This window comes from Acidovorax sp. Root275 (assembly GCF_001428965.1).
GTDB classification, from domain to species: Bacteria; Pseudomonadota; Gammaproteobacteria; order Burkholderiales; family Burkholderiaceae_C; genus Acidovorax; species Acidovorax radicis.
The window spans coordinates 20,271-35,999 of sequence record NZ_LMJH01000011.1 but is presented as its reverse complement, the minus strand read 5'-3'; the positions used below and the strand labels follow the sequence as shown (position 1 = coordinate 35,999).

Here is a 15,729-nt window from a genome sequence, read left to right as displayed (position 1 = left end):
CACGATGCGCCCTGACCCCGACTTCTGGCGCGGCAAGCGCGTGTTGCTCACCGGCCACACCGGCTTCAAAGGCGCGTGGCTGGCCCTGTGGCTGCAGCGCCTGGGCGCACAGGTGACCGGCGTGGCACTGCCGCCGGGCACCGAGCCCAATCTCTTTACCCTCGCCGGGGTGGAGCAGGGCACCGAACGCCATTTTTGCGACATCCGCAGCCCCCAGGCCCTGGCCATGCGCGTGCGCGCCGCTCGGCCCGAGGTGGTGCTGCACCTGGCCGCGCAGGCGCTGGTGCGGCCTGGCTACGCGGCGCCGCTCGACACCTTTTCCACCAACGTCATGGGCACGGCACATCTGCTCGATGCCCTGCGCGGCTTGGCTGGCGTGCGCGTGGCCGTGGTGGTCACCACCGACAAGGTCTACCGCAACCGTGAATGGGCCTACCCCTACCGCGAGGACGACGCCCTGGGCGGGCACGACCCCTACAGCGCCAGCAAGGCCGCCGCCGAGCTGATCACCGCCAGCTACCGCGATTCTTTTTTAGCCGCGCAGGGCGTGGCCGTGGCTACCGCCCGCGCGGGCAACGTGATTGGCGGCGGCGACTGGGCGCAAGACCGCCTGCTGCCCGATGCCGTGCGCGCTTGGGAAAAGGGTGCAACCCTGCACATCCGCCGCCCCCAGGCCACGCGCCCCTGGCAGCATGTGCTGGAGCCGCTGGCCGCCTACCTGCGGCTGGCCCAGCGCCTGTGGGAATCGCCCGCGCTGGCCGGTGCCTACAACTTTGGTCCGCTGCCGCACGAGGCAGCCACGGTCAAAAATGTCATTGAATTGGCCTCTAGCGCTTATCCATCCAGCGCAACCAGCTATGAAAAAGAGAGTGATGGGCCGCACGAGGCTGGCTGGCTGGCGCTGGAGACCGCGCAGGCCCGCCAGGTGCTTGGCGTGGCCCCGCACTGGGCGCTGAACACGGCCGTGGCCCGCACCATGAACTGGTACCGCCAGCAACACGGCGGCGCCGATGCCCGCGCGCTGTGCCTGGCCGACATCGACGCCTGGGAGGCGCGCCCATGAGCCGCCTGGCCCTGGCGCCGCTGCCGCTGGCGGGGCTGTTCCGCGTGCAGCGCCAGCCCCTGGTAGACGAGCGCGGCTTTTTTGCGCGCCTGTTCTGCGCCGATGAACTGGCGGGCGCAGGCTGGGCGGGCCCCGTTGCCCAGATCAACCAGAGCTACACCGCATTGAAGGGCACCGTGCGCGGCATGCACTACCAAAAGCCGCCGCATGCCGAGATGAAGCTCGTGAGCTGCCTGCGCGGCGAGGTCTGGGATGTGGCTGTGGACCTGCGCCCCGGCTCGCCCACCTTTTTGCAGTGGCACGCCGAACATTTGTCCGCAGACAACGGCAGTGCGCTGCTCATCCCCCCCGGTTTTGCCCACGGCTTTCAGGCGCTGACCGACCATGCCGAGCTGCTGTATTGCCATTCAGCAGCCTATGCCCCAGCGGCCGAAGCGGGGCTGCACCCGCTCGACCCGCGCCTTGCCATTGCCTGGCCCGTGCCAGCAGGCCAGATGTCGCCCCGCGATGCTGGGCAGCCCTGGATGACCGAAGAATTCGAAGGAGTGCGCCTGTGAAGTGCCGACACTGCGGCAGCCCGCTGCAACTGCCGTTTCTGGACCTGGGCAGCGCGCCCCCGTCCAACGCCTACCTGAGCGAGGCCGCCCTGCGCGCGCCCGAAACCTGGTTCCCCCTGCGCCTGTTGGTGTGCGAGACCTGCTGGCTGGTGCAGACCGAAGACCACGCCGGGCGCGAGGCGCTATTCACCGACGACTACGCATACTTCAGCTCGTTCTCATCGTCGTGGCTGGCCCACGCCAATGCGTACGTGGAGGCAATGCGCGAGCGCCTGGACCTCACCGCCGCGAGCCGCGTGGTCGAGGTCGCATCGAACGACGGCTACCTGCTGCAGTACGTGCAGGCGGCCGGCATCCCGTGCTACGGCGTGGAGCCCACCGCCAGCACGGCTGCAGCAGCCCGTTCCAAAGGCATCGAGGTGGTCGAGCGATTCTTTGGCGTGGCGCTGGCCGACGAGCTGGCGGCCGCTGACCGCCAGGCCGACCTGATCGCCGCCAACAATGTGCTGGCCCATGTGCCAGACATCAACGACTTTGTGGGCGGTTTCACGCGGTTGCTCAAGCCCCATGGCGTGGCCACGTTCGAGTTTCCGCACCTGCTGCGCATGGTGCAGGGCTGCCAGTTCGACACGGCGTACCACGAGCACTATTCCTATTTGTCGCTCACGGCTGTGTTGCGCATCTTTGCGGCCAATGGGCTGGTGGTGATCGACGTGCACGAGCTGCCCACGCATGGCGGCAGCCTGCGCGTGTTTGCCGCCCGCGCCGATGCTCCCGGCCACCCTCAGGCCACGACCGAAGGCGCCGCCCGCGTGCAGCAACTGCTGGCCACCGAGGCGGCGGCCGGCATGCTGGGCGCCGGTTTTTACAGCGATTTCCAGGCCCAGGCGATGCGGATCAAGCGCGAGCTGCTCACATTTTTGCTGCAATGCCAGGCCGCCGGCATCACCGTGGGCGCCTACGGTGCAGCCGCCAAGGGCAACACCCTGCTCAACTTTGCGGGCGTGCGGCCCGACCTGCTGCCCTACGCCGTGGACAAGAACCCCGCCAAGCAGGACCAGTACCTGCCCGGCAGCCACATCCCGGTGGTGAGCGAGGCGCACTTGCGCGCCCACAAGCCGCAGCGCATCCTGATCCTGCCCTGGAACCTGCGCAGCGAGGTGGCCGAGCAACTCGACTACACGCGCAGCTGGGGCGCGCAGATGGTGGTGGCCGTGCCGCGCCTGGAGGTGTTCTAGGTGATCGAGATCCATCCCACCGCCAAGGTCTCGCACCTGGCCGACATCGAAGACTCGGTGCGCGGCACGCGCATCGTGGTGGGCGCGCATTCGGTGATCGACAGCTTCGTCAAGGTCAAGCCTGCGGGCGGCAGCGGCGACCTGGTGGTGGGTAAGCATGTGGTCATCAACGCGGGCTGTGTGCTCTACACCGGCAACGGCATCCACATCGGCAACTACGTGGCGATTGCCGCCAACTGCACCTTTGCGCCGGTCAACCATGCCTATGCCGACCGCAGCCGCTTGATCCGCGAGCAGGGTTTTCTGCCCAGCAAGGGCGGCATCGTGATCGAGGACGACGTATGGATCGGCGCCAACTGCGTGCTGCTGGACGGCGCAGTGCTGCGGCGCGGCTGCGTGGTGGGCGCGGGCTCCATCGTGCGCGGTGAGCTGCTGGCGTACACCGTGTATGCGGGCCAACCCTTGGTGGCTGTGGGGGAGCGGCAGTGACGGGTGCGCCTCCTTCGACGTTCACCGTGCTGGGCGCCACGGGCTATATCGGCAGCCGCCTGGTGGCGCACCTGCAGGCCCATGGCCACACCGTGTGGGCGCCAGCGCGCGGCGATGCCGAGGTGTTCACCCGTCCGCTGGGCCATGTGATGTATTGCGTGGGGCTCACCGCCGACTTCCGCACGCGCCCGTTCGACACCGTGGACGCCCATGTGGGCCTGCTGGCCGAGGTGCTGCGGCGCGCGCAGTTCGAGTCGCTGCTGTACCTGTCTTCCACCCGCGTCTACATGGGGGCGGCTGATACCCACGAAGACGCGCCCCTGGCCGTGCTGCCGGGCGACGCTTCGTACCTGTACAACCTCACCAAGCTCACCGGCGAATCGCTGTGCCATGCCTGCGGGCGCCCCGGGGTGCGCGTGGTGCGCCTGTCCAACGTGGTCGGGCCAGGCATGGACGCGGCCTCCGGCAACCTGGTGGCTGACCTGGTGGGCCAGGCCCGGGCGGGCCGCATCGTGCTGCGCTCCGATCCGCAGTCCGCCAAGGACTATGTGCATGTGGACGACCTGCTGGACTGGCTGCCGCGCATTGCGCTGGCGGGCCGCGCTGCCACCTACAACGTGGCCAGCGGCCGACAGACCCTCCATGCCCAGTGGCTGGCCTGGTTGCAGGCGCGCACGGGCTGCACCGTGGAGGTGGATGCCCAGGCCCCGCTGCAGGCGTTTCCCCCTATCAACGTGCAACGCCTGCGGGGTGAATGGGGTGTGGCACCCCGCGCCGTGCTGGCCGATGACCTTTTGCTGAACGACGCTTCCGTTGTGACCGATCCTGTTGGAGTAACCCCGCCATGAACCCCGTTGACCAATTTGCCCAGGAACGCCGCGACCGCCTTGCGGGCTATGCCCACGACACCGCGTTCCAGACCCTGTCGCGCGACTGGCTGCAGGCTTCGATGCAGCGGCAGTACGTCTACAACTTCGACTGGATGGGCCGGCCCATCATCCAGTACCCGCAGGACATGGTGGCCATGCAGGAGCTGGTGTGGCGCGTGCGGCCCGATCTGATCATCGAGACCGGCATCGCGCACGGTGGCTCACTGGTGCTCAGCGCCTCGCTGCTGGCGCTGCTGGACATGAGCGACGCCATCGAGGCGGGCACCACGATGGACCCGCGCGCCTCGCTCCGCAAGGTGCTGGGCGTGGACATCGACATCCGCGCGCACAACCGCGCCGCCATCGAAGCCCACCCCATGGCCAGCCGCATCGCCATGATCCAGGGCTCGGCCGTGGCGCCCGACGTGGTGCAGCAGGTGCGCGACTTTGCGAAGGGCTACCAGCGCGTGCTGGTGTGCCTGGACTCCATGCACACGCACGACCATGTGCTGGGGGAACTCAACGCCTATGCGCCGCTGGTCACTCCCGGCAGCTACTGTGTGGTGTTCGATACCTTTGTGGAAGACATGCCGCCCAAGTTCTTTGCCGACCGACCCTGGGACGTGGGCAACAACCCCAAGACGGCGGTGCACCAGTGGCTGGCCGGGCACGCCGAGTTCGAAGTGGATGCCGAGATGGAGCAGCGCCTGCAGGTCACGGTGGCGCCGCACGGGTTTCTGCGCCGCAAGGAGTGATCGGTAGTCTCAAAGGCGGAAATTTGAATAAAAATAGGATCCGGCGCTTAATGGATAAGCGCTAATAGCTATTAAATTGATAGTAACTGTCGGGGCAGGCAGCCCCTGTTGCCGGGCGCCCCGGGCGTCAGGCGGCTGAAGCGGAGCCCATGCCCATCGCCTGCGTGGCATGTTGCAGGTAGGTCACGGCAAATTCGGTGTGGCCGTGGGCATGCTCCACCTCTGCCAGGCAGGCCAGGGCCAAGGGGTCATGGGGCACGGCGCTGAGCACGGTTTCGGCCAGTTCGGTCACGGCGATCCAGTGGCGGTCGGTGATCTGGTGCTCGGTGGTGGTCGCCGACGCGGGAGGCGTGGCGGCCTTGGCTTTTTCCACCAGGTCCTGCAGGCGCTGATGGGCCTCGTGCAGGCTCACCCGCTGGCCGGGTTTCAAGCCCACGCCGGGCACGGGTGCATGGGTCCATTCCTCAGGCAGCTGGGGCAGCCACTCCTGTATCGCTTGTGCCTGGGCTTCGGCGTTGTTCGGGTGCTCGGCCTTGGCCAGCCACTGTAGCCACATCACACGGAGGCCTTCCGCAAAGTGGTGGTTGAAGATGTCCTCGCGCATGAGGGCCGAGGCCTCCACCTCGCCGCGCAGTCCCAGCCGCAGCGTGTTCAGCGCCTCTATGTCTGCGGCCAGGCCTTTGGCGATGCGCACATAGTCTTCGGGCGTCTCGGCCAGCCACTCGGTGCGGCCCAGGTAGGCCAGCAGGCCCACTCCCATGCGGCTTTTGAAGCTCTCGCCCACCATCGACACGATGGGCAGGCCCATCCACAACACGTCGAAGGTGGTGGTGCCGCCGGTCAGCGGGAAGGGGTCGAGCGCGATGTCGATGCGGTGGTAGGTCAGGTACTGGTTGTCGGTGCGCTGAGCCACCAGGTCGACCTGCCCAGGGGGCAGGCCCAGTCGCTCGCAGCGCTCTCGGTAGGCCTGCGCAAAATCGGGGCGGTCAAGGTTCTTGCCTTCGATCAGCAGGCGCGACCCTGGCACGGCCGCCAGTACCTGGCCCCACAGGGCCAGTACCTCGTCGGTGAGCTTGCCCAGGTTGTTGCACGAGCCAAAGGTGATGAAGCCGTTGGTGAGCGCGGGCGCCGGGCGCACTTGGTAGCGTGGCTGGTAGCGCCACAGCGGGTTGCGGCTCATGGGGCGGTAGCAGGCGAACAGCGTGGGCAGGCGGTAGAGCTGCTCGGTGTACTGCGCGTCGGCGCCGGGCGGGTCGGTGATCTCGTCGGTGAACTTGTAGTCCACGGCCGTGAGCCCTGTGGTGGCCGGGAACCCCAGCCAGGACACCTGCACCGGCGCCGCCTTGTGGGCCAGGGTCAACAGCCCGTTGTTGCCGGTGTGGCCCGCCAGGTCGATCAGGATGTCGATGCCCTGGGCGCGAATGGCCTCGGCCTGTTGCTGGGGGCTGAAGCCGGCCAGGGGCACAAAGTGGTCGGCGTGGCGCTGGACCCGCTCGGTGACGTGATCGTCCCGTGGAAACAGATAGAAGGCGAAAACCTCAAACTGCCGCCGGTCCAGTTGCGCCAGCAGACCCTCCACAAAGTACATCACCGAGTGCACACGGAAGTCGGGGGAGAGGAAGCCGATCTTCAGGCGTTGCCATGGCGAGCCCCGGTGCTCCTGGAAATCGGGCCACTCTGGGCGCAGCGGCGGCTCGAACACAGCGCCGTACTGCCGTGCGGCCGCCGACAGCTGCGCGGCGTCCACCTGGGGATCGGCCAGCATGAACAACAGCTTGTTGGTGTAGTTGCCAGGGTCGTTGTAGCGCAGGGCGATGGCCGTCTCGCAGTCCTTGACCGCCTCGCGCACCTGGCCCAGCTCGCGCCGGTGGATGGCGCTTTGCATGAGCGCAGCGACGCGGTCGTGCAAGGTTTCGGCCAGTGCAGCGGCTGTCTGGCTTGCGTCAAAACCCTTGTCGTGCAGGGTCAGGAGGTAGCAGCATTCGGCCAGCTTGATCCAGCCAATGGCTTGCCGGGGGCGCAGCTTGCAGACTTTCTCCAGAAGGGGGAGCGCGTCAATATTGCGGGCTTGCTCAATGAGTACGTTGGCGTAGTTGATCAGCAGTTCGGCATCGTTGGGCCACAGGACGACAGCCTGCTGATAGGCCTTGAGGGCCGCGCCGAACTCGCGCTGTTTGTTCAGTGAGAACCCGAGTAGGCGGTGCGCAGCGAGGCTGCGTCCGCTTTTTCGAAGCGCATGGCGGCACAGGCGGGTCAGCAGGGGCCAGTCGGCGGCGGTGAGCGCGGCTTGGAGGCGGGCCTCGTCCTGTTCGGGGTGTTTGGGTTGCACGTTGCGACCGATCTACGAGCAAATGGGCGGGATGCGGCAGTGTGCCATGTACAAAGGGACAAAGGGGCCCGTTGGGCCCCTTTGTCGTTGTGCCTTCGGCGCGTTGGCTGTTACTTGAGCAGCGACAGCACGCCCTGGGGGATCTGGTTGGCCTGGGCCACCATCGCCGTGCCGGCCTGCTGCAGGATCTGGGCGCGCGACAGGTTGGCCGTTTCTGCCGCGAAGTCTGCGTCCTGAATGCGCGAGCGTGATGCCGAGAGGTTCTCGGACGTGATCTGCAGGCTGGCAATGCTGGTCTCAAAGCGGGACTGCATGGCACCGAGCTTGGCGCGCTCGCCGCTGATGAAGGCCAGGGCCGAGTCCACGGTCTTTAGGGCGTCGGTGGCATTGGTGAACGTGGTCACGTCCAGGTTGGCCACCGTGTGCAGGGTCGAGCCGCCGTTGTCCAACTGGTTGCTGGCCGAGGTCACGGCAAACGACTTTTCCGAGTCCAGCGTGATGTAGCCGCCCGTGTTGACGAATTCCACATTGGCATCCGCCGCCAGAGTGCGGGCCGTGCCGTTGCTGGCGCCAGCGGCGTCGTAGCCGGTGACGGTGACCGCTGCCGCGTTGGCGTTCACGGTGTCGCCGATCACGATGTTGTTCCCGGTGGCGTTGGTCAGGATGATCTGGGTGCCGTCCGAATTGAGCGAGGCGTTGATCCCCGTCTTGGCCGATTGCTCGTTGATGGCCGATACAGCGGGGGACAGGCGGTCCGTGCCCGTGGCGGAGGTCAGCGTGAAGGAGACCGTGCGGGACGCGCCGACGTTGTCGCCTTCTAGTGTCAGCGAGTAGGAGCCCGCAGCGGCCATGCCGCCCAGGCGCACTTCGGTGCGGGCCGAGGCCGTCACACCGGTGGTGGACTGCAGCGCATTGATCTGGTCGGCCGTGGCCTTGGCCGTGGCGCTCACAGCTACCGTCAAGGTGCCCGTGCCCAGGTAGCCGCTGATGGCGGCAGAGCCCGTGGTCACCCCATTGGTGCCCGTGGTGGCCTGCGTGGCCGATGCACCAATGCCCGAGCCGTTGGAGGCGACGTTCTGGTTGTTGCCGTAGACACTGGTGCGCAAGTTGGCTGTGGCTGCCACGATGGTCTGGTTGGCGTTGGCGCCCACCTGGAACTGCTGCGTACCAAAGGTGCCGTCCAGCAATTTCTGGCCGTTGAATTCGGTGGTTTGCGAAATGCGGTCCAGTTCTGCCACCAACTGGCCGACTTCCTGTTGCAGGGCCTGGCGGTCGCCAGCGCTGTTGGAAGCGTTGGCCGATTGCACCGCCAATTCACGCACCCGCTGCAAGATATTGCCGGCCGAGCCCATCGCGCCTTCCGCCACCTGTGCCAGCGAAATGCCGTCGTTCGCATTGCGAACAGCCTGGTTCAGGCCACGGATCTGGCTGGTGAAGCGCTCAGAGATGGCCAAGCCAGCGGCGTCGTCCTTGGCGCTGTTGATGCGCAAGCCGGAGGAAAGCCGCTGGATGGCCGTGTTCAGCGAAGCCTGGCTGGTGCCCAGGTTGCGCTGGGCGGTCAGCGAGCTGATGTTGGTATTGATGGTTGCTGCCATGGCGAAACTCCTTAACGTCGCAAGACGGATCTGTTTGCCGGTTCAAGCGCACCCGTCCGGCTGTCAATGGGGGAACGATGGATGAATTGTGGAGACGCTGCTTTTGGGCGTTTAGGAGATAAGCGGCAAAAAAGTCGTACAACTTGTGCGTTTGCCCCTCAAGTTTTCCGGCGGCGACCCGAAAACAATTGCAACGGTCCGTAAGCGGCCCGCCGTTCACCAGATGGCCTGCAGCGCTGGGAACCCAGGAGGCCAGCGCGGTGCTGGCGCCCCGGCTGGCGGTAACGCCATATTCAGTCAGTTCTTTTCTGGAGATTTGCAATGGCTTCCACCATCAACACCAACATCGCCTCGCTCACCGCCCAACGCAACCTGGGCATGAGTCAGACTTCTCTCAATACGTCGATCCAGCGCCTGTCGTCTGGCTTGCGTATCAACAGCGCCAAGGACGACGCCGCTGGCTTGGCGATTTCCGAGCGCTTCACCAGCCAGATCCGTGGCCTGAACCAGGCTGTTCGCAATGCGAATGACGGTATCTCCCTGGCGCAAACCGCTGAAGGCGCCTTGAAGGCGTCTGGCGACATCCTGCAACGTGTGCGTGAACTGGCTGTGCAATCGGCCAACGCTTCCAACAGCGCTGGCGACCGCCAGGCCCTGCAACAAGAAGTGGGCCAGCTGGTGTCCGAACTGGACCGTATCTCGCAAACCACGGAATTCAACGGTTCCAAGCTGCTGGACGGCAGCTTCGGCACGCAGCAGTTCCAAGTGGGTGCCAATGCCAACCAGACCATCGTGGCTGCCACGGGCAATCTGCGCACCAGCGTCTACGGTAACAACCAGAACGTCGCATCCAACGGCTCGGGCATCGGCGCATCGGCCACGCAAGCCACCGCAGGCACCAACGGTGTGACCACGGGTACCGTGGCCATCAGCGGCGCTCTGGGTACGGGGACGTTGACCGTGGCTGTCAGCGCTACCGCGAAGGCTACGGCCGACCAGATCAATGCCCTGAAGGCCGATACCGGCGTGACGGCCACGGCCCGCACCGAAGTGCGCCTGGGTGGTATGGCGGCTGTTGGCTCTTACTCGCTGACGCTGGAAGGTGACAACGTTGGCGCGGCTCGTACCGTGTCCTTCACGCTGACCTCCGCCACCGGCACGGACCGCCTGTCGGCTGCTGTGTCCGCCATCAACGACCAGTCTGCCAAGACCGGTATCAATGCTTCGCTGAGCACGGATGGCACCCAGATCATCCTGAGCAACGCCACCGGTAACAACATCGTGGTGGGCGATACGACCAACGCCAATGCGGCCAACGTGACGGTCACCGGCTACGACGCAGCTGGTGCAGCCAACGGCGGTACGACGACGCTGAGCTCTGCTGCAGCAACGGTGGAAAACGTGAACACCGGTGGTTACATCACGCTGGACTCGGAAAAGTCTTTCGCAATTACTTCGACCAGCAATCAGTTGGACAATGGTGGCTCGGCCTTGCAAACGGTGGCCAACCTGGACGTGACCACGTTCAGCAACGCGACCAACGCGCTCAAGACTGTGGATTCGGCCCTGGCCTTCATCAACGGTGAGCGTGCCAAGCTCGGTGCTCTGCAATCGCGCTTCGAAACATCGATCAGCAACCTGCAAGTGACGTCGGAAAACCTGTCTTCTTCGCGCAGCCGCATCCTGGATGCCGACTTCGCCGCAGAAACAGCCAACCTGTCGCGTTCGCAGATCCTGCAACAGGCTGGCACGGCCATGGTCGCCCAGGCCAACCAGTTGCCCCAAGGCGTGTTGGCCCTGCTGCGTTAAGCGGCGGGCATGGCAGCCAGGGCGTTGCAGCGCCCTGGCGAACCCCAGGCGGCGGCAGATTTCTGTCGCCGCCCTTTGGCTTTCTGGAAGGCGGGTGCCAGGACCGCTGGAATAAGACGGGTTTCCTGGCGTGTTTACGGACGTTCTTGATCGCCATTCGGCGCCATAATTTCCGTTGGACCAGTTCAGGAGGTTTGTATGGCCACCATTTCATCCCCAGGCGTCGGCACGAACGGACTTGATGTCAAGAGCATCATCTCCCAGTTAGTCGCGCTGGAAAAAAAGCCCCTGGACACGCTCAAGCTGCAGGCGGCCACGGTCAATACCAAGATTTCTGCCTTTGGGCAGATCAAGTCGCTGGTGTCCACCTTGCAGGATGCTGCGAGCAAGCTCACCAGCGTGACCGGCTGGAACGGTGTCACCACCACCTCGTCCGACTCCAAATATGTATCGGCCACTGCGGTCGGCGGTACTTTGCCTACCACCTTCAGTGTGGAGGTGCAAAGTCTGGCCAAGGCACAAGCTACGGCCTCTGCTGCACTTTTGCCGGTGGGTGGCGCGCTGGGGTCAGGCACCTTGCGGCTGGAGCTGGGCAAATGGAGTGTGGCGCCCGCGTCCTTCACGCCAGGGAGTGGCCAGCCCGTGGACATCACCATCAGTGCCAGCGACAAGCTGTCGGACGTAGCCAGCAAGATCAACGGCGCGAATGCAGGTGTCACCGCCTCCGTGCTGACGGATGCCTCGGGCGAGCGCTTGCTGCTGCGCAGCAAGAGCACGGGGGAAGAGTCGGGTTTTCGCCTCAGCGTCATGGAGGATGGAGATACCGACCCCCAAAGTGCGGGCAACACCGACGCCACCGGCTTGTCTCGCCTGGTGGCGGGAACCACTGTGACGCAGGCGGCAGCCAATGCCAAGGCGACGGTCAACGGGATTGCGGTGTCTTCGGGTACCAACACCTTTGCATCCACGATTTCAGGCGTGACCTTCAAGGCAGAGCAGGTCACCACTGCTCCGATCGAGATCTCGGTCGGCAAAGATGACGCGGCGGTCAAGTCCAACATTGATGGGTTCGTCAAGGCTTACAACGCCATCAACCAGTTGCTGCAAGAGGCGACGAAATACGACGCCAAGACCAATTCGGCCGGCTTGCTGCAAGGCGACTCCACGACGGTCGCGCTGCAAAACTCTCTGCGCAACGCGATCCAGTCGGTCACCACCGGGGGGGGCGCGTTTCAGCGCCTGGCCGATGTGGGCATCACACAGCAGCTGGGCGGGGATCTGGCAGTGGACAGTACCAAGCTGAACAAGGCGCTTTCCGAAAACCCGGATGACGTCAAAAATCTGTTCCGCAACACGGGCGGCGGCTCTGCCAACGGTATTGCGGTGCAGCTCAAGGCGCTGACCACCACACTGCTCGCCAATGACGGCTTCTTCAAATCGAAGGACGACACCTTGCAGATGAGCCTCAAGCGCAACGGCAAGGACCAGACGCGGGTGAATGAAAAGGTGGAGGCCTTTGAAAAACGCATCACGCAGCGCTATAACGCACTGGATACGCAACTGAGCAGCTTGAACGGCCTGAACGCGTACATCTCTCAGCAGGTCACCGCCTGGAACAAGTCGACTGGTTAATCAGGGGCTTCAGTTTTTCTGGCGCACGCCGATAACTTAAGTAATACCTCGGAAGGATTGTCAGCATGTTCAGCGCCTACAGCCCCCGTGCAGCCAACGCTTACCAGCGTATCAATGTGGAAACCAGCATGCACACGATGGATCAGCACCAGCTGGTCAGTCTGCTGTATGAAGGCGTCCTCAATTCCATTGCCACGGCACGTGGCTCCATGGCACGCGGAGACGTGCTGGGCAAGGTCAATGGCATCTCCAAAGCCGTCCGCATTCTGGAGGAAGGCCTGAGCACTTCGCTCGACAAGGTCGACGGGGGCGAACTGGCGGAAAACCTGGGCGCGCTCTACGACTACTGCATGCGCCGCCTGATCCTGGCCAACGCCCGCAACGACGACGCGATGATGCTCGAGGTCATGCGCCTGATCGAGCCCGTGGCGCAGGGCTGGAACGAAATCAAGAAAACCGGCACCGCGGCTTCGGCCGATGCGCCTGCCGCCACTGGCCAGCCCGTGCTGGTGGAGGCCTGAACCATGTCCCACATGCTGATTGACTACTACAAGGCGATTGAAGACAGCAGCGCCAAGATGCTGGAGGCTGCCAAGCTCAAGGACTGGGATGGCGTTGTGCGCTACGAAGGTGCCTGCGCGGTACTGATCGAGCAACTGCGCTTCAAGTCGCAAGAGCACGAACTTCTGCCCGAGCACAAACGTGAGAAGACCCGGATCATGCAGCGCATCCTGCGCAACGATGCCCAGATTCGCTGCCTGGCCGAGCCCTGGCTGGCGCAATTCGAACACCTGTTTGAAGGGCAGCCGCAAATGATGCACTGAGGCGTGCGCTGAGCCTCAAGACAAAGCCGACCCCGCGAGGTCGGCTTTTTTATGGGCGAAATGGGGCGCTACCGCTTGTCTATCAAGTGCGAAAAGCTATCAAATTGGGAGTGCATTTCGCTGGCGCTTGGCAAAGCGGTGCCACGGCCAGCGATGCGCCGTTCAGCCCCCTGTGACAAGAGCGTGGAGTGCCTTTTTTGTGAGAAAAGCCCTGTGGCGCTTATCTGTAGAGCGCGAGCAGCTACGAAATCAGGAGTAAATGCAGGCCCCCACCGCTCGATACCGGCGCGCCCCAGGCGAGGGATGTCAAGCAAGGATCACCCCGGAGCGAGGGGAAGCGGCGCAGCCGCTCAGGGGAGCGCCCCTGCTCCTAAACCTGCATGTTCATGATGTCGGTGTAGGCCTGCACCATCCGGTTGCGGACATGCAGCGTGGCCTGAAAGCCGATCTGGGCTTTCTGAATCGCCACCATGGTCTCTTCCAGGCTGACCGAGGGGTTTTCCATCTGGACCTCGGTCTGCAGATTGGATGACTTGTTCTGCGCGGCGCTGACCGACTGCAGCGCGCCCTTGAGGGCGCCCGAGAAACCCACGTCGTTGGCGTCGTTTTGCGGCGCTGCAGCACGGCGCGCCACGCCAGCGCCCGTGAGGGGGGCGGTAGAGCTTGAGATGCGAAGGTCCATGGCTGTATCCGTGGGAATGGCGGTATGCTGCGTATCCTAGCCATCGCGCCGGGATCCATCGCTCTGAATTGATGGCCAAACGCGCGGCTTATCCAGCGAACATTTTGGAGGCGTGACCGAATAATCGACCCCACGCTTTGGTCCTTGCCGGGCCGCCCTACTGGAAAGCAAGATGTCTGCAGTTGCTGAAATTCCTCTCACTCCCCCTGCCAGCCCGAACTGGCTGCAGCGGCTGTCTGCCCTCGACAGGGCACAGCGCATGCGGCTGGGTGTGGGCGCGGCGCTGTTGGTGGCGGTGGCCATTGCGGCCATTGTCCTGGGGCGTCAGCCTGACTACCGGGTGCTGTTTGCCAACCTGAACGACAAGGATGGCGGCGCCATCGTCGCCCAGCTGTCGCAGATGAACGTGCCCTACAAGCACGCAGATGGGGGTGGCGCCATCCTGATCCCCGCAGACCGCGTGCACGACGTGCGCCTGCGCCTGGCCACCCAGGGCCTGCCCAAGGGTTCGGTGGCGGGCTTCGAACTGATGGAGTCCAGCAAGTTCGGGATGACGCAGTTTCAGGAGCGCCTGAACTTCCAGCGTGGCCTGGAAGGCGAACTCACCCGCTCCATCCAGGCGCTGTCTTCTGTGCAGGGCGCGCGCGTGCATCTGGCGCTTCCCAACCAGAATGGCTTCTTCCGGGAGCAGCAAAAGCCGTCGGCTTCGGTGCTGGTGAGCCTGCATCCCGGCCGCATTCTCGACCGAGCCCAGCTGGCGGGCATCGTGCACCTCGTGGCGTCCAGCGTGCCGGAGTTGTCTCCTTCTGCCGTGAGCGTGCTGGACGACACGGGCAAGCTGCTCTCCCAATCGCCCGATACCGCATCCGGAAACGGCGTGGATGCGCAGCAACTGCTGTATGTGCAGCAGATCGAACAACAGTACACCCGTCGGATCCTGGACATTCTGGAGCCCGTGGTGGGCCGCAACAACGTCAAGGCGCAGGTGACGGCCGAGGTGGACTTCACCCAGACCGAATCCACGTCGGAGCAGCACCGGCCCAACCTTGCCACTGACGCCAGCGCCATTCGCAGCCAGCAGATCGTGGAAAGCGCTGGCCCCCAGGGCAATCCGCTGCCCACGGGGGTGCCGGGCGCCACCACGAACCAGCCCCCCGCACCTTCTACAGCGCCCATCAACGGCGCCAACCCGCCTCCCACCGCCGCCGGCCAGCAGGCCCAGGGCACCCAGGCCGTGGGCAGCAAGCGCGAGTCCATCACCAATTACGAGGTGGACAAGACCGTGCGCGTGACACGCGGCGGCAGCGGGGCGCTCAAACGGGTCAGCGCGGCGGTGGTGGTGAACTACCAGTCCACGGAAGACAAGGGCAAGACTGTGACGAAGGCGCTCACGCCGGAGCAACTGGAACAGATGACGGCGCTGGTGCGCGAGACCATTGGCTTCAACCGGGATCGCGGCGACTCCGTCAATCTCATGAACACCCCGTTCCAGGTTGCGGTGACGCCAACCACCGATGTTCCGCTGTGGAAGCAGCCCGAGGTGATCGACCTGGCCAAGACCTTCGCTTGGCCGGTGGGTGCGGTGCTGTTCGCTGCCCTGGTGCTGATGGGCCTGGTGCGGCCTGCGCTCAAGGGTGGCGCCGCCGCCAAGCCCCGCGCCATCCCGGTGGCTGGTGGCCAGCTGGATGCCGTGGAATCCGAAACGCCCGAGCGTCCGGCGCTGCCTGCGCCCGCCAAGAAGAACGAAGTGCTTCCCGCCACGCCGGAGCAGCTGCGCCTGGAAGATGCGCGGGTGCTGGCCAAGGAGAATCCTGTTGCCGTGGCCAACATTCTGAAGACCTGGCTGAACGGCGACCCCGTCTGACCACCGAACCCACGGACGACGAC

14 protein-coding genes are annotated in these 15,729 nt (G+C 64.8%); 11 read left to right on the top strand and 3 right to left on the bottom strand.

What is annotated here, in order from left to right; translation table 11 throughout:
• Positions 1–4 precede the first annotated feature (4 nt).
• From rfbG to ASE52_RS23590, 6 genes are read left to right on the top strand one after another with little or no spacing between them, the layout of a single operon-like run.
• A complete protein-coding gene (gene rfbG / locus ASE52_RS23615; protein ID WP_057229757.1) occupies positions 5–1,063 on the top strand; it encodes a CDP-glucose 4,6-dehydratase in 1,059 nt (352 codons plus the stop codon).
• Positions 1,060–1,620 (top strand): dTDP-4-dehydrorhamnose 3,5-epimerase family protein, encoded by a 561-nt coding sequence (locus ASE52_RS23610; RefSeq protein ID WP_057229755.1) that lies wholly within the window; start codon positions 1,060–1,062, stop codon positions 1,618–1,620. The genes rfbG and ASE52_RS23610 overlap by 4 nt, the downstream gene beginning before the upstream one ends.
• Positions 1,617–2,858 carry a class I SAM-dependent methyltransferase gene (locus ASE52_RS23605; RefSeq protein WP_057229753.1) on the top strand — a complete coding sequence of 414 codons (1,242 nt, stop codon included), beginning with the start codon at positions 1,617–1,619 and terminating at the stop codon, positions 2,856–2,858. Before ASE52_RS23610 ends, ASE52_RS23605 begins: the two co-directional genes overlap by 4 nt.
• Entirely contained in the window at positions 2,859–3,347 is a 489-nt protein-coding gene (locus ASE52_RS23600) for an acyltransferase (RefSeq protein WP_057229751.1), read from the top strand.
• Positions 3,344–4,195 carry an NAD-dependent epimerase/dehydratase family protein gene (locus ASE52_RS23595; protein ID WP_057229749.1) on the top strand — a complete coding sequence of 284 codons (852 nt, stop codon included), beginning with the start codon at positions 3,344–3,346 and terminating at the stop codon, positions 4,193–4,195. Before ASE52_RS23600 ends, ASE52_RS23595 begins: the two co-directional genes overlap by 4 nt.
• Positions 4,192–4,971 (top strand): cephalosporin hydroxylase family protein, encoded by a 780-nt coding sequence (locus ASE52_RS23590; RefSeq protein ID WP_140426330.1) that lies wholly within the window; start codon positions 4,192–4,194, stop codon positions 4,969–4,971. Before ASE52_RS23595 ends, ASE52_RS23590 begins: the two co-directional genes overlap by 4 nt.
• A 127-nt stretch (positions 4,972–5,098) precedes the next feature.
• Here ASE52_RS23590 and ASE52_RS23585 read toward each other — a convergent pair whose 3' ends face one another.
• Both ASE52_RS23585 and ASE52_RS23580 read right to left on the bottom strand, forming a co-directional pair.
• A complete protein-coding gene (locus ASE52_RS23585; protein ID WP_057229747.1) occupies positions 5,099–7,300 on the bottom strand; it encodes an acetylglucosamine transferase in 2,202 nt (733 codons plus the stop codon).
• Positions 7,301–7,410: 110 nt separating this feature from the next.
• Positions 7,411–8,895: a flagellin gene (locus tag ASE52_RS23580; RefSeq protein ID WP_057229745.1), complete on the bottom strand. Its 1,485-nt coding sequence runs from the start codon at positions 8,893–8,895 to the stop codon at positions 7,411–7,413.
• A 321-nt stretch (positions 8,896–9,216) separates the two neighbouring features.
• On the opposite strand from ASE52_RS23580, the gene ASE52_RS23575 reads away from it, so the two are divergent.
• The 4 genes from ASE52_RS23575 to ASE52_RS23560 all read left to right on the top strand — a co-directional run bounded on the left by ASE52_RS23575 (position 9,217) and on the right by ASE52_RS23560 (position 13,160).
• Positions 9,217–10,704: a flagellin gene (locus tag ASE52_RS23575; protein ID WP_010466051.1), complete on the top strand. Its 1,488-nt coding sequence runs from the start codon at positions 9,217–9,219 to the stop codon at positions 10,702–10,704.
• 198 nt (positions 10,705–10,902) lie between these two features.
• Positions 10,903–12,336, top strand: a complete 1,434-nt coding sequence (gene fliD, locus ASE52_RS23570; protein ID WP_010466049.1) for a flagellar filament capping protein FliD — start codon at positions 10,903–10,905, stop codon at positions 12,334–12,336.
• 65 nt (positions 12,337–12,401) lie between these two features.
• Positions 12,402–12,857 (top strand): flagellar export chaperone FliS, encoded by a 456-nt coding sequence (gene fliS / locus ASE52_RS23565; protein WP_010466047.1) that lies wholly within the window; start codon positions 12,402–12,404, stop codon positions 12,855–12,857.
• 3 nt (positions 12,858–12,860) lie between these two features.
• Complete coding sequence (locus ASE52_RS23560; protein ID WP_010466046.1) at positions 12,861–13,160, top strand: flagellar protein FliT; 300 nt, start codon at positions 12,861–12,863, stop codon at positions 13,158–13,160.
• Between the two features lie 370 nt (positions 13,161–13,530).
• Here ASE52_RS23560 and fliE read toward each other — a convergent pair whose 3' ends face one another.
• The gene (gene fliE / locus ASE52_RS23555; protein ID WP_010466044.1) at positions 13,531–13,842 is read right to left on the bottom strand and encodes a flagellar hook-basal body complex protein FliE; all 312 of its coding nucleotides are present in this window, start codon (positions 13,840–13,842) and stop codon (positions 13,531–13,533) included.
• 172 nt (positions 13,843–14,014) lie between these two features.
• Between fliE and fliF the strand changes: the two genes are divergently transcribed.
• Positions 14,015–15,706 (top strand): flagellar basal-body MS-ring/collar protein FliF, encoded by a 1,692-nt coding sequence (gene fliF / locus ASE52_RS23550; protein WP_057229743.1) that lies wholly within the window; start codon positions 14,015–14,017, stop codon positions 15,704–15,706.
• Positions 15,707–15,729 lie beyond the last annotated feature (23 nt).

Excerpts from the sequence above, each read along its gene's own strand:
- fliF (WP_057229743.1), top strand. The coding sequence starts at position 14,015 with ATGTCTGCAGTTGCTGAAATTCCTCTCACTCCCCCTGCCAGCCCGAAC.
- ASE52_RS23575 (WP_010466051.1), top strand. The coding sequence starts at position 9,217 with ATGGCTTCCACCATCAACACCAACATCGCCTCGCTCACCGCCCAACGC.
- fliS (WP_010466047.1), top strand. The coding sequence starts at position 12,402 with ATGTTCAGCGCCTACAGCCCCCGTGCAGCCAACGCTTACCAGCGTATC.
- ASE52_RS23560 (WP_010466046.1), top strand. The coding sequence starts at position 12,861 with ATGTCCCACATGCTGATTGACTACTACAAGGCGATTGAAGACAGCAGC.
- rfbG (WP_057229757.1), top strand. The coding sequence starts at position 5 with ATGCGCCCTGACCCCGACTTCTGGCGCGGCAAGCGCGTGTTGCTCACC.
- ASE52_RS23590 (WP_140426330.1), top strand. The coding sequence starts at position 4,192 with ATGAACCCCGTTGACCAATTTGCCCAGGAACGCCGCGACCGCCTTGCG.
- fliE (WP_010466044.1), bottom strand. The coding sequence starts at position 13,842 with ATGGACCTTCGCATCTCAAGCTCTACCGCCCCCCTCACGGGCGCTGGC.
- ASE52_RS23580 (WP_057229745.1), bottom strand. The coding sequence starts at position 8,895 with ATGGCAGCAACCATCAATACCAACATCAGCTCGCTGACCGCCCAGCGC.
- fliD (WP_010466049.1), top strand. The coding sequence starts at position 10,903 with ATGGCCACCATTTCATCCCCAGGCGTCGGCACGAACGGACTTGATGTC.
- ASE52_RS23610 (WP_057229755.1), top strand. The coding sequence starts at position 1,060 with ATGAGCCGCCTGGCCCTGGCGCCGCTGCCGCTGGCGGGGCTGTTCCGC.